Source organism: Xanthomonas sp. LF02-5 (assembly GCF_034105325.1).
Classification (GTDB): domain Bacteria; phylum Pseudomonadota; class Gammaproteobacteria; order Xanthomonadales; family Xanthomonadaceae; genus Xanthomonas_A; species Xanthomonas_A sontii.
In genome coordinates this window covers 1,252,267-1,264,849 of record NZ_JAXGGF010000001.1, presented here as the reverse complement: position 1 = coordinate 1,264,849, position 12,583 = coordinate 1,252,267, and the positions used below count along the sequence as shown (strand labels likewise).

The following is a 12,583-nucleotide window of genomic DNA, read 5'->3' as shown; positions in this document are numbered from 1 at the left end:
TCAACCAGGAATCGCCGTCATGTCCCAGAACCGGACGCCCCTTACCACCCTGCCGACGGCCGCGGTCGTCGCCGTCGCCCTGCCCGCCGCCGCGGCCGTCGCGGCGCTGGCGCTGCCGCTGGCCGGCGGCCTCGCCTGGGCTGCGGTCGCCGTGGCCACGCTGGTCGCTGGCCTGGTGCTGGGCGGCAGCGTGCGCGCGGCGCAGCAAACGTCCGCTGCCGCGCAGCGCGAACTGGATCTGGCCCGCACCGGTCTGCAGGCGCTGGCGCAGGGCGAACTGGACCGCGTGGACGCGACCGCCGGCGGCAGCGAGATCGGCCAGGCCCTGCTCGCCGCGCAGCGACCGCTGCGGCAGTTGCAGGCCGACGTCGCGCACATGACCCGCGCGCACGCCGCCGGCGACTGCGACGTGATGCTGGATGCCGCGCAGTCCAGCGGCGCCTATCGGGCCGTGGCCGGCGACATCAACCAACTGGTCGGCGCCCACATCGGCGTCTGCAAGCAGGCGATCGATTGCGTGGGCGAGTTCGGCCGCGGCAACTTCACCGCGCCGCTGGCCGCGTTCCCGGACAAGAAGGCCTACATCAACGACACCATCGAGCAGGTGCGGCGCAACATGCTCGGCCTGATCGCCGAAATGCGCCGCGTCTCCGAGCAGCACGAGGCCGGCGAGATCGACGCCAGCATCGACAGCGCGCACTTCCAGGGCGACTTCCGCAGCATGGCCGACGGCATCAACCGCATGGTCGGCAGCCACATCGCGGTCAAGAAGCAGGCGATGGGCGTGGTCGCCGAGTTCGGCCGCGGCAACTTCGACGCGGGCATGCCGCAGCTACCCGGCAAGAAGGCCTTCATCAACGACACCATCGAGCAGGTGCGCGGCAACTTCAAGCGCCTGATCGGCGAGATCGCGCGCATGTCCGACGAGCACGACAAGGGCGACATCGACGTGCAGATCGACTGCACCCATCTGGACGGGGAATTCTGCGCGATCGGCAAGGCCATCAACCGCATGGTCGCGGCGCATATCGCGGTCAAGAAGCAGGCGCTGGGCGTGGTCGCCGAGTTCGGCCGCGGCAACTTCGACGCGCCGATGCCGCAGCTGCCGGGCAAGAAGGCCTTCATCAACGAGATCATCGAACAGACCCGCGGCAATCTGCGCAGTGTCGGCGACGTGATCAAGGTGATGGGCGCGATGGCCGAGGGCGACCTCAGCCGCCAGGTGCAGGGTCACTACGAAGGCGCCTTCGCCGACATGCAGCGCTACGTCAACGCCACCATCGACAAGCTCACCAGCATCGTCAACGAGGTCAACGGCAACGCCGTGACCCTGGCCAGCGCCGCCGAGGAACTGTCCTCCACCGCGCAGTCGCTGAGCCAGGCGGCCAGCGAGCAGGCCGCCGGCGTGGAGGAGACCAGCGCCTCGCTGGAGCAGATGACCGGCTCCATCGCGCAGAACGCGGAGAACGCCAAGATCACCGACGGCATGGCCGCCAAGGCCTCGCGCGAGGCCGCCGAAAGCGGCGAGGCGGTCCGCGCCACCGTCTCGGCGATGAAGGAGATCGCACGCAAGATCGGCATCATCGACGACATCGCCTACCAGACCAACCTGTTGGCGCTGAACGCGGCGATCGAGGCCGCGCGCGCCGGCGAGCACGGCAAGGGCTTCGCGGTGGTCGCCGCCGAGGTACGCAAGCTGGCCGAGCGCAGCCAGGTCGCCGCGCACGAGATCGGCGACGTCGCCAGCACCAGCGTGAACCTGGCCGAGACCGCCGGGCGCCTGCTCGGCGAGATGGAACCGTCGATCCGCCGCACCTCCGACCTGGTGCAGGAGATCACCGCCGCCTCCGAAGAGCAGAGCTCCGGCGTCGGCCAGATCAACACCGCCGTGGTGCAGCTCAGCCAGACAACACAGCAATCCGCTGCCAACGCTGAAGAATTGGCCGCCACGGCCGAAGAAGTAAGCAGCCAGGCCGAACAGTTGCAAACGCTCATGAGCTTCTTCACCACCGGCGCCACACCCACCCCGGCACCGGCCCCGCAGCCGCGGCGGCTGCCGACGCCGATGCAACGCGGGCCACGCGCGCGCAGCTTCGGCGGGCCTGCCGCCACGGCGCAGGCCGCACGCCTGGAAGAAGCCGCGTTCGTCTCGTTCTGATCCATCTCCGCACCGGCCCGGCAGGCCGGTGCCTCTCTATCCCGCACAGGTACCACGGCATGTCCAACTCCCTTTCGCTGTCATCCAAGCTGTGGAGCGGCTCGGCCATCGCCATCGTGCTGCCATTGGCCGCCGCCGTGTGCGGGTTCGCCCTCGGCCTGCCCGCCGGGCAGACCCTGGCGCTGGGCATCGGCGCCACCGTGCTCGCCGCCGCGGTACTGGCCTTTACCGTCCACGCCATCACCCGCTCGCTGCGGATCGCCACCACCACCCTGGCGCGCTTCGCCACCGGCAACTTCGAGGTGGTGATGCCGACGGTGCGCAACGACCAGGCCTGCGAGGTGCTGCTGGCACTGCGCCAGGTGCAGACCGGCATGCGTCAGATCAACGACGAGATCGTGCGCATGTCGCGCGAGCACGATGCCGGCGACATCGACGTGGTGATCGAGAGCCATCGCTTCGAGGGCGAGTTCAAGGTCATCGCCGAAGGCGTCAACCGCATGGTCGGCGATCACATCGCCACCAAGAAGAAAGCGTTGGCCTGCGTGGCCGAGTTCGGTCGCGGCAATTTCGATGCGCCGCTGGAGACGCTGCCGGGCAAGAAGGTCTTCATCAACGAGATCATCGAGCAGGTGCGGCGCAACATGCAGGGACTGATCGCGCAGATGAAGCACATGTCCGCGCAGCACGACGCCGGCGACATCGACGTGGTGATCGAGAGCCACCGCTTTGAAGGCGATTTCCGCAGCATGGCCGACGGCATCAACCGCATGGTCGGCGACCACATCGCCACCAAGAAGAAGGCGATGGCCTGCATCGCCGAATTCGGCCGCGGCAACTTCGACGCGCCGCTGGAAGCCCTCCCGGGCAAGAAGGCGTTCATCAACGACACGATCGAGCAGGTGCGTTCCAACCTGCGCGCGCTGATCCGCGACACCAGCCTGCTGGTCGACGCCGCCGCGGCCGGCCGTCTGGACGTGCGTGCCGACGGCAGCCTGCACCATGGCGACTTCCGCCGCATCGTCGACGGCGTCAACCTGACCCTGGACACGGTGATCGGCCCGCTGAACGAAGCCCGCGCCGTGCTCAAGGCGATCGAGGCCGGCGACCTGACCCGGCTGGCGGACGTGCAGTGCCAGGGCCAGCTGAAGGAACTGTGCGACAGCATCAATGCCACCGTCGCGCGCCTGGCGCAGGTGGTCGGTGAGGTCAACATCAACGCCGACGCCCTGGCCAGCGCCTCCGAGCAGGTCAGCGCCACGGCGCAGTCGCTGAGCCAGGCGGCCAGCGAACAGGCCGCCGGCGTCGAAGAGACCAGCGCCTCGCTGGAGCAGATGACCGCCTCCATCGCGCAGAACACCGAGAACGCCAAGGTCACCGACGGCATGGCGGCCAAAGCCGCGCGCGAAGCCAACGAAGGCGGCGATGCGGTGCGCTCGACGGTGGCGGCGATGAAGCAGATCGCGCAAAAGATCGGCATCATCGACGACATCGCCTACCAGACCAACCTGCTGGCGCTGAACGCGGCGATCGAGGCCGCGCGCGCCGGCGAGCACGGCAAGGGCTTTGCGGTGGTCGCCGCGGAAGTGCGCAAGCTGGCCGAGCGCAGCCAGGTGGCCGCGCAGGAAATCGGCCAGGTCGCCGAGTCCAGCGTGGAGCTGGCCGAGAACGCCGGCAAGCTGCTGGAGCAGATGGTGCCGTCGATCCGCCGCACCTCCGACCTGGTGCAGGAGATCACCGCCGCCTCCGAGGAACAGACCTCCGGCGTCGGCCAGATCAACGCCGCGGTCGGCCAGCTCAACCAGACCACCCAGCAGGCCGCGGCCAACTCCGAGGAGCTGGCCGCCACGGCCGAGGAAATGAGCGGGCAGGCCGAGCAGTTGCAGCAGTTGATGAGTTTCTTCCGTACCAACCAGGTCGTGGCGCCGCGGCGTCCGAAGGCAGTCACCGCCGGTCCGTCCCGCAGGGCGGCGCCGGCGCGCAAGCGTGGGTTCGGCGAGGTCGGCCTGGCACTGGTGTCGGGGCCGGACGAAGCCCATTTCGATACGTTCTGACATCCACTTTCACGACATCACATCCAGGGGGATCACGATGTTCCAGCACATGAAGATCGGCACGCGCATCGGCATCGGCTTCGGCCTAGTGTTGCTGCTGCTGTTGGGGACCGGCATTTTCGCCACGATGCAGATGGCCAGGATCAACGGCTCGTCCACGGAGCTCGCAACCAACTGGATGCCCAGCGTGCGCAACGTCGAGGAGATGAGCGCGAACTTCAACAAGCTGCGTCTGCTCGAGTTGCAGCGGGTCGTCGCCACCAGTCCAGCCGAGATGCAGGATTACGACACGCGCATGCTCAAGACACTGGAGGCGTTCGAGAACAACAGGAAGACCTATGTCCCGCTGATCTCCTCGCCCGAGGAGCAGGCGCTGTACGCGGATTTCGCCAAGAACTTCGATCGCTACACCGAATTGCACAAGCAATTGCTGGCGCTCACCGCGCAGGGCAAGACCCAGGAGGCGACGGCCGTGCTGAACGGTGAGCAGCGGCAGATCTTCCGCAGCACCGCCGACGCGATCGACAAGCTGGTGGACCTGAACGTCAAGGGCGGCCAGGACGCCAGCGACCGCGGCGACGAACTCTATGCGTCCGCGCGCTCACTGATCATCGCGACCATCGTGGCGGCGGTGCTGCTGGGCGCGGTCGTGGCGTTCTTCATCGTGCGCATCCTCACCCGCCTGCTGGGCGGCGAGCCGGCCTATGTGGCCGAGATCGCCAACAAGGTGGCGCAGGGCGACCTCAACCTGGAGGTGGCGGTACGCGCCAACGACAGCGGCAGCGCGCTGTATGCGATGCGAACCATGGTCGAGCGGCTGAAGCTGGTGATCGACGGCCAGCGCCGTGTGGTCGCGGCCGCCAACCGCGGCGACTTCTCCGAGCGGATCGCGCTGGATGGCCTGGCCGGGTTCCAGCGTGAGATGGGCCAGGGCCTGAACGATCTGGCGACCACGACCGGCGGCAGCATCCAGGACGTGGTGCGGGTGATGGGCGGCCTGGCCGAGGGCGACCTGACCCAGAGCATCGACAAGCACTACGACGGCGCCTACGCCGAAATGAAGAACTACATCAACGACACCATCGCGCGCCTGTCGCAGGTGGTCAGCGAGGTCAACGGCAATGCCGAATCGCTGGCCAGCGCGTCGGAAGAGGTCAGCGCCACCGCGCAGTCGCTGAGCCAGGCGGCCAGCGAGCAGGCCGCCGGCGTCGAAGAGACCAGCGCCTCGCTGGAGCAGATGACCGCGTCGATCTCGCAGAACACCGAAAACGCCAAGATCACCGACGGCATGGCCAGCAAGGCTTCCAGCCAGGCGCTGGACGGCGGCGAATCGGTGCGGGCGACCGTGCAGGCGATGAAGCAGATCGCGCAGAAGATCGGCATCATCGACGACATCGCCTACCAGACCAACCTGCTGGCGCTGAACGCGGCGATCGAGGCCGCGCGTGCCGGCGAGCACGGCAAGGGCTTTGCGGTGGTCGCCGCGGAAGTGCGCAAGCTGGCCGAACGCAGCCAGATCGCGGCGCAGGAGATCGGCGACGTCGCCAGCTCCAGCGTGGAACTGGCCGAGAACGCCGGCAAGCTGCTGGACGAGATGGTGCCGTCGATCAAGCGCACCTCCGACCTGGTGCAGGAGATCACCGCCGCCTCCGAGGAGCAGACCTCCGGCGTCGGTCAGATCAATGCCGCGGTCGGCCAACTCAACCAGACCACCCAGCAGGCCGCGTCCAACTCCGAGGAGCTGGCCGCCACGGCCGAGGAGATGAGCGCGCAGGCCGAACAGCTGCAGCAGTTGATGAGCTTCTTCAAGGTGCAGGGCGCCCCGCCGGCCAGGACCGCGGCGCGACGTCCCGGCGCCGGGCGCGGCCGCAACGGGCAGGCCGGTCCCAAGCCGATCGCGCGCGTCGCCAACGGCCAGCTGGTCCTGGCGGATTCGCTCGACGAAGCCCACTTCGAAACCTTCTGAGACATGGCCATGAACGCTCCCGCTTCGCTCTCACCCTCCGACGCCGGCGACCTGGCCACGGACCAGTTCCTGACCTTCCTGCTCGGCAAGGAAATGTTCGGCGTCGGCATCCTCGGCATCAAGGAGATCATCGAGTACCGCACGCCGACCGACGTGCCGATGATGCCGCCCGCGTTGCGCGGGGTGATCAACCTGCGTGGCGCCGTGGTGCCGGTGGTGGACCTGCAGCAACGCTTCGGCCGCGCGCCCAGCGAGATCAGCAAGCGCACCTGCATCGTCATCATCGAGGTGGCCAGCGGCGAGGAACGCCAGGTGCTGGGCCTGCTTGTGGATGCGGTCAGCGAGGTGCTGGAGATCGCCACCGCCGACATCGCGCCGCCGCCGGCCTTCGGGACCGGCATCCGCCGCGATTTCATCCACGGCATGGGCAAGGTCGGCGAGCGCTTCGTGATCCTGCTCGCCGCCGATGCGGTGCTGGCGCCCCAGGAGTTCGCCAGCATGACCGCGCTCGACGCCCACCTGGAAGAAGGCATCGCCGCCTGAGCGGCCGTTGCCACTTAGCGCCCCGCCCTTTCCTCGAGACGGATTTCGCATGCCCACGTCCCCCGACACCGCCGCCCTGCACCACTTCGGCACGGTCCTGGTGGTCGACGACAGCCAGGTCCAGCGCGAACATGCGCTGGCCCTGTGCCAGCGCATGGGGGCGGTGGCGGTGGAAGGCGCGGCCGACGGCCATGCCGCGCTGGCACGGGTAACCCAGGGGCCGCCGCTGGGGCTGTTGATCGTGGATCTGGAAATGCCCGGCATGGACGGCGTGCAATTGCTCGACGCACTGGCCCGCTGCAGCGTGCGCGTGCCGATCGTGGTCGCCTCGCAACGCGGCGCGGCCCTGATCGACTCGGTGCTGCAGGTCGGGCGCAGCAACGGCCTGCAGGTGCTGGCGGGGCTGGAGAAGCCGCTGCGCGCCGCCCAGCTCGCGGCCGCGGTGCGCGCCCACGCGCCGAGCGCACCGGCACCACGTGACGACGCCGAGGCGCCCGGCGAGGCGACCATGGCGGCGATGCTGCGCGAGGCACTGCAACGCGGCGAGATCGAGGTGGCCTATCAGCCCAAGGTGGACATGCGCAGCGGCCGGGTCGGCGGCGTGGAAGCGCTGGCGCGCTGGCGCCATCCCAGCGCCGGGCCGATCGCGCCGGACCGCTTCATCGCCGTGGCCGAGCGCGAAGGCCTGATCCATGCGCTCACCGCCTGCGTCGCCGACCAGGCGATGGCACGGCTGGCGGCGTGGAAACAGGACGGGTTCCAGCTGACCCTGGCGTTGAACCTGTCGCCGAGCATGCTGCAGGACCCGAACCTGCTCGACGAACTGCTCGGGCTGCTGCGCCAGCATGGGCTGGCGCCGTCGGACCTGGTGCTGGAAATCACCGAAAGCTCGCTGGTCTGCGGCAGCGCACTGGGCATGCTGGCACGGCTGCGGCTGCAGGGCTTCGGCCTGTCGCTGGACGACTACGGCACCGGCTTCTCCTCGCTGCAGCAGCTCACCCGCATCCCCTTCACCGAACTGAAGATCGACCGCATCTTCGTCCACGACGCGCACCGCAGCCGCAACCTGCGCACGGTCCTCGAATCGGCGCTGGGCATGGCCCAGCGGCTGGGCCTGAGCACCGTCGCCGAGGGCATCGAAACGGTGGAGGACTGGACCCTGCTGCAGGAGCTGGGCTGCGACTTCGGCCAGGGCTACCTGCTGGCGCGCCCGCTGGGCGGCGGCGCGCTGCACGCCTGGCTGCTGGAGCACCAGCGCCTGCTGCAGGAACACGGTCCCAGCGGCAACGCCAGCATCCCCGCTCCCGCCCCTCCCCACTGACCGACCGGCCATGACCATGACCAGCCACGACACCATCACCGAGCAGGAATTCGGCCGGTTCCAGCGTTTCATCTTTGACGCCGCCGGCATCACCATCTCGCCGGCCAAGAAAGCCATGCTGTGCGGACGCTTGGGCAAGCGCCTGAAGGCGCATTCGCTGCAGACCTACACCCAGTACCTCAAGCTGCTGGAAAGCCGCGAGGGCAGCGGCGAGGTGCAGACCGCGATCGACCTGCTGACCACCAACGAAACCTATTTCTTCCGCGAACCCAAGCACTTCGACCTGCTGCGCAGCATCGCGGCCGCGCACACCGGCGGTACGCCGTTCCGTTGCTGGAGCGCGGCCAGTTCCAGCGGCGAGGAGGCCTACAGCATGGCCATGGTGCTGGACGATACCCTGCAGGGCCGCCCCTACGAGGTGATCGGCACCGACATCAGCACGCGCGTGCTGGCCAAGGCGCGGACCGGCCATTATCCGCTGCTGCGCATCGAGCACATGCCGCCGGCCATGCTCAAGCGCTACTGCCTCAAGGGCCGCGGCGAGTACGAGGGCAGCATGCTGATCGACCGCAAGATCCGCGACCATGTGCGCTTCCTGCACGCCAACCTCAACGCGACGCTGCCCAACCTGGGCCAGTTCGACGTGGTGTTCCTGCGCAACGTGATGATCTACTTCAACGGCCAGACCAAGCGCGAAGTGGTGGCGCGGGTGCTCGGCACGCTCAAGCGCGGCGGCATCTTCTGCATCGGCCACTCCGAAAGCCTCAACGACGTCAACGGCGACGTGGTGCAGATCGCGCCGTCGGTGTACCGCAAGCCATGAACCACGACGTCCCAGGAGGGAACCCCGCATGACCACGATCAAGGCCATGGTGATCGACGATTCGGCGGTGGTGCGCCAGGTGCTGGTCGCTGTGCTCAACGACGCGCCCGGCATCGAGGTCATCGCCGCCGCGGCCGACCCGCTGCTGGCGATGGACAAGATGCGCCAGCAGTGGCCAGACGTGATCGTGCTGGACGTGGAGATGCCGAAGATGGACGGCATCACCTTCCTGCGCAAGATCATGAGCGAACGCCCCACCCCGGTGGTGATCTGCTCCACGCTCACCGAGAAGGGCGCGCGGGTGACCATGGACGCGCTGGCCGCCGGCGCGGTGGCGGTGGTGACCAAGCCCAAGCTCGGCCTCAAGCAATTCCTCACCGACTCGGCCGAGGAAATGATCGCCACGGTGAAGAGCGCGGCGCGCGCCAACGTCAAGCGCCTGTCGTCGCGGCCGGCCGTGGCGCCGGCGGAGCCAGAGATCAAGCACACCGCCGACGTGATCCTGCCCGCACAGGGCGGCCGCGCGCTGTCGCAGACCACCGAACGGGTGGTGGCGATCGGCACCTCCACCGGCGGCACCCAGGCGCTGGAGGAAGTGCTGACCGCGCTGCCGCGGGTCAGCCCCGGCATCGTCATCGTCCAGCACATGCCGGAAAAGTTCACCGCCGCCTTCGCCGCACGCCTGGACACGCTGTGCCAGATCTCGGTGAAGGAAGCGGCCAACAACGACCGCGTGGTGCCGGGACGCGCGCTGATCGCGCCGGGCGGCAAGCACATGCTGCTGCGGCGCAGCGGCGCGCAGTACTTCGTCGAAGTGCTGGACGGGCCGCCGGTGAACCGGCACCGGCCATCGGTGGACGTGCTGTTCCGCTCCGCCGCGCGCGCCGCCGGCGGCAACGCGCTGGGCATCATCATGACCGGCATGGGCGACGACGGCGCGGTCGGCCTGCTGGAGATGCGCCAGGCCGGCGCACGCACCGTGGCCCAGGACGAACAGAGCAGCGTGGTGTTCGGCATGCCCAAGGAAGCGATCAAGCGCGGCGGCGCGGAGAAGATCCTGCCGCTCAACGCGATGGCGCGCGAGATCGGCCAGCAGCTGAGCTAGCCCAGCCGGCCGCCGCACCACCCTGCCGCAGGAGCCGCTTCAGCCGCGACGAAGCATTCCCATGAATGTCGGTCGCGGCTGAAGCCGCTCCTGCAAACGCGGGCAGCCAAGCCCTGTCCCTGCCACACACCTTGCAGCGCGCAGCGGCGCAAGCAGGTTCGCGGCAAGCGGCGACGCACATGCGCCCGCAAGCCCCCCTCACCCCGAATTGATGTGCTCCTTGCAGTACAGCCGCCGATACGCACTGGGGGTCATGCCCAGGCGCTGGCGGAACACGCGGCGGAAGTAGCCGCTGTCGCTGAAGCCGGCGCGCTGCGCCACGTCGTCCACCGCGCAGGTGTTGACCAGCAGCAGCTTCTCGGCGAAGGCGATGCGCTGGCGGTGGATCGCCTCGGTCAGCGTGGTGCCGAAGCTGCGCCGGTAGATGCGGCCCAGATAATCCGGATTGCAGTGCAGTTGCGCGGCCAGCGACGAGGCGGTGAGCGCGGTGTGGAACTGCGTGCCGATCAGTTGCTTGGCACGGTACGCCAGCGCCACCCCGGCGCGTTCGGAATCGTGCGGATCCGGCCAGGCGCCGGCCACGCATTGCAGCATCGACAGCACGATCGGCTCCAGCATCGGCAGCGTGCGCCGTTCCTCCTGCTCGGCCAGGAACCAGCGAAACAGGCCGACGAAGCGATCCGGATCGCGGATCGCAGTGCGCTGCGGCATCGACAGCGCCACCGCGTTGTCCGCCTGCGCCGCGCCCGGTTCCAGTTCGAAATGCACCCAATAGAACCGCAGGTCGTCCGGGAACTGGCCCAGGCCGGCGTGCGCGCGGCCGGGCCACAGCAACAGTGTCTCGCCGGGGCCGACGTGGAAGTCGTTGTCCTGTTCGCGAATCGAGAGGATGCCGCGCTCGACGAAGATCAGCTCGTAGGACTGGATCACCCGCGCCGGATGCGCACCCACGCCGCGGGAAATGAACAGGCCTCCGTTCTGGACCCGGATCGGATAGGCGACGGCGAATTCGAGCATGTCGGAAACGTCTCCCCTTGCCTGCGCGACGCTGCACTGCAGCATTCGAATGAACGATGCCGCGCAAGGACGCCGCGGCCGCCGTGGTCGGAATCGTACCGGTTTTATACCGCACAGACTCTTGTCGCGGGTGCGCCGCCATGCCACTTTGCGCTGGCGCCGGACCGGGCGCGCCAGGAGCCGTTACGTTGACCGCGACCGCCATCGGCCACGCCACCGCAGACGCCGCACCGGCCGCGACCACGCCGCGTCTGTCGCGCCTGGAGAAGTTCGGCTACGGCCTCGGCGATGCCGGCGGCACGGTGGTCACCTGCCTGATCGCCAACTTCCTCACCTTCTTCTACACCGACGTGTTCGGCCTGACCCCGGCGCTGGTCGGCACCCTGTTCACCGTGCTGCGCGTGGCCGACGCGGTGTCCGATCCGGTGATGGGCCTGATCGCCGATCGCACCCGCAGCCGCTGGGGCCGGTTCCGCGCCTGGCAACTGTGGGTCGCCGTGCCGATCGGCATCGCCTGCGTGCTGACCTTCAGCGCGCCGCAGCTGAGCGCCGGCGCCAAGATCGCCTACGCCTTCGCCAGCTACTTCCTGCTGTCGCTGTGCTACACCGCGATCAACGTGCCCTACTGCGCGCTGATCAACAGCATGACCGGCGACCACCGCGACGTGGTCTCGGCGCAATCCTGGCGCTTCGTGCTGTGCGGCATCGCCGGCTTCCTGGTGTCGGTCGGGCTGCCGTGGCTGGTGCGGGAACTGGGCAATGGCGACGCCGCGCGCGGCTACCAGCTCGGCGTGGGCGTGCTGGCGGTGCTGGCGGTGGCGATGTTCCTGTGCTGCTTCTTCGCCGTGCGCGAACGCGTGCCGGTCAGCCTGCTCGGCGGCGCCGGCATCGGCGCACATCTGCGTGGCCTGCTGCAGAACGACCAGTTGCGGCTGGTGCTGCTGATGTCGTTCCTGCTGATCAACGTCTACAACATCCGCGGCGGCGCCTATCTGTACTTCATCACCTACGTGCTCGGCGGCAGCAGCGGCTACGCCTCGCTGTTCTTCGCGATGGTGGCGCTGGCCACGGTACTCGGCGCGATCGTGGTCAACGCGCTGTGCCGCCGCTTCGATCCGCTGGCGCTGTACCTGCACACCAACCTGGCGCTGGCCGCGTTCGGCGTGGCGCAGTGGTGGCTGCCGACCGGACCGGCGCAGCAGACGCTGTGGCTGGGGGTGATCTTCGTGCACTGCCTGGTGCTGGGCTTCGCGCTGCCGCTGCACTTCTCGCTGATGGCCTTCGCCGACGACTACGGCGCCTGGAAGAACCGGGTGCGTTCCTCGGGCATCAACTTCGCCTTCAACCTGTTCTGCATCAAGCTGGCCTGGGCCTCGAGCGCGGTGGTGATCAGCGCGCTGTTCGTCTACGCCGGCTACCGCGCCGGCGCCGCGCAGCAGAGTCCCGCCTCGCTGCAGGCCATCACCCTGCTGGAAACGCTGATCCCCGCCGGCCTGCACCTGCTGCTGGCTGCGGTGATCCTGCGCTGCCGGCTGCGCCGGCCGCTGCTGGCGAATATCGCCGCCGATCTGGCCGCACGCCCGGTGCACTGACCTT

At 68.7% G+C, this 12,583-nt stretch carries 9 protein-coding genes; 8 read left to right on the top strand and 1 reads right to left on the bottom strand.

What is annotated here, in order from left to right:
• The first annotated feature begins 19 nt into the window (after nucleotides 1–19).
• From SLW52_RS05505 to SLW52_RS05475, 7 genes are read left to right on the top strand one after another with little or no spacing between them, the layout of a single operon-like run.
• Nucleotides 20–2,158, top strand: a complete 2,139-nt coding sequence (locus SLW52_RS05505; protein WP_295959370.1) for a methyl-accepting chemotaxis protein — start codon at nucleotides 20–22, stop codon at nucleotides 2,156–2,158.
• Nucleotides 2,159–2,217: 59 nt separating this feature from the next.
• The gene (locus tag SLW52_RS05500) at nucleotides 2,218–4,212 is read left to right on the top strand and encodes a methyl-accepting chemotaxis protein (RefSeq protein ID WP_295973413.1); all 1,995 of its coding nucleotides are present in this window, start codon (nucleotides 2,218–2,220) and stop codon (nucleotides 4,210–4,212) included.
• 37 nt (nucleotides 4,213–4,249) lie between these two features.
• Nucleotides 4,250–6,178 carry a methyl-accepting chemotaxis protein gene (locus SLW52_RS05495; RefSeq protein ID WP_148829994.1) on the top strand — a complete coding sequence of 643 codons (1,929 nt, stop codon included), beginning with the start codon at nucleotides 4,250–4,252 and terminating at the stop codon, nucleotides 6,176–6,178.
• A gap of 9 nt (nucleotides 6,179–6,187) precedes the next feature.
• Complete coding sequence (locus SLW52_RS05490; protein WP_026143817.1) at nucleotides 6,188–6,721, top strand: chemotaxis protein CheW; 534 nt, start codon at nucleotides 6,188–6,190, stop codon at nucleotides 6,719–6,721.
• Nucleotides 6,722–6,770: 49 nt separating this feature from the next.
• Nucleotides 6,771–8,042, top strand: a complete 1,272-nt coding sequence (locus SLW52_RS05485; RefSeq protein WP_320739199.1) for an EAL domain-containing response regulator — start codon at nucleotides 6,771–6,773, stop codon at nucleotides 8,040–8,042.
• Between the two features lie 16 nt (nucleotides 8,043–8,058).
• On the top strand, nucleotides 8,059–8,865 hold the full coding sequence (locus tag SLW52_RS05480; RefSeq protein ID WP_295943246.1) for a CheR family methyltransferase: 807 nt from the start codon (nucleotides 8,059–8,061) through the stop codon (nucleotides 8,863–8,865).
• Nucleotides 8,866–8,893: 28 nt separating this feature from the next.
• Entirely contained in the window at nucleotides 8,894–9,970 is a 1,077-nt protein-coding gene (locus SLW52_RS05475; RefSeq protein WP_152182712.1) for a chemotaxis response regulator protein-glutamate methylesterase, read from the top strand.
• Between the two features lie 198 nt (nucleotides 9,971–10,168).
• On the opposite strand, the gene SLW52_RS05470 is transcribed toward SLW52_RS05475, so the two are convergent.
• On the bottom strand, nucleotides 10,169–10,987 hold the full coding sequence (locus tag SLW52_RS05470) for an AraC family transcriptional regulator (protein ID WP_017913264.1): 819 nt from the start codon (nucleotides 10,985–10,987) through the stop codon (nucleotides 10,169–10,171).
• Nucleotides 10,988–11,175: 188 nt separating this feature from the next.
• Here SLW52_RS05470 and SLW52_RS05465 point away from each other — a divergent pair, with 188 nt between their 5' ends.
• Nucleotides 11,176–12,579, top strand: a complete 1,404-nt coding sequence (locus tag SLW52_RS05465) for an MFS transporter (RefSeq protein WP_017913263.1) — start codon at nucleotides 11,176–11,178, stop codon at nucleotides 12,577–12,579.
• Nucleotides 12,580–12,583 lie beyond the last annotated feature (4 nt).

What these genes read in the sequence shown, in the direction of transcription:
- SLW52_RS05475 (WP_152182712.1), top strand. Translation starts at nt 8,894, where the DNA reads ATGACCACGATCAAGGCCATGGTGATCGACGATTCGGCGGTGGTGCGC.
- SLW52_RS05505 (WP_295959370.1), top strand. Translation starts at nt 20, where the DNA reads ATGTCCCAGAACCGGACGCCCCTTACCACCCTGCCGACGGCCGCGGTC.
- SLW52_RS05490 (WP_026143817.1), top strand. Translation starts at nt 6,188, where the DNA reads ATGAACGCTCCCGCTTCGCTCTCACCCTCCGACGCCGGCGACCTGGCC.
- SLW52_RS05500 (WP_295973413.1), top strand. Translation starts at nt 2,218, where the DNA reads ATGTCCAACTCCCTTTCGCTGTCATCCAAGCTGTGGAGCGGCTCGGCC.
- SLW52_RS05470 (WP_017913264.1), bottom strand. Translation starts at nt 10,987, where the DNA reads ATGCTCGAATTCGCCGTCGCCTATCCGATCCGGGTCCAGAACGGAGGC.
- SLW52_RS05495 (WP_148829994.1), top strand. Translation starts at nt 4,250, where the DNA reads ATGTTCCAGCACATGAAGATCGGCACGCGCATCGGCATCGGCTTCGGC.
- SLW52_RS05480 (WP_295943246.1), top strand. Translation starts at nt 8,059, where the DNA reads ATGACCAGCCACGACACCATCACCGAGCAGGAATTCGGCCGGTTCCAG.
- SLW52_RS05485 (WP_320739199.1), top strand. Translation starts at nt 6,771, where the DNA reads ATGCCCACGTCCCCCGACACCGCCGCCCTGCACCACTTCGGCACGGTC.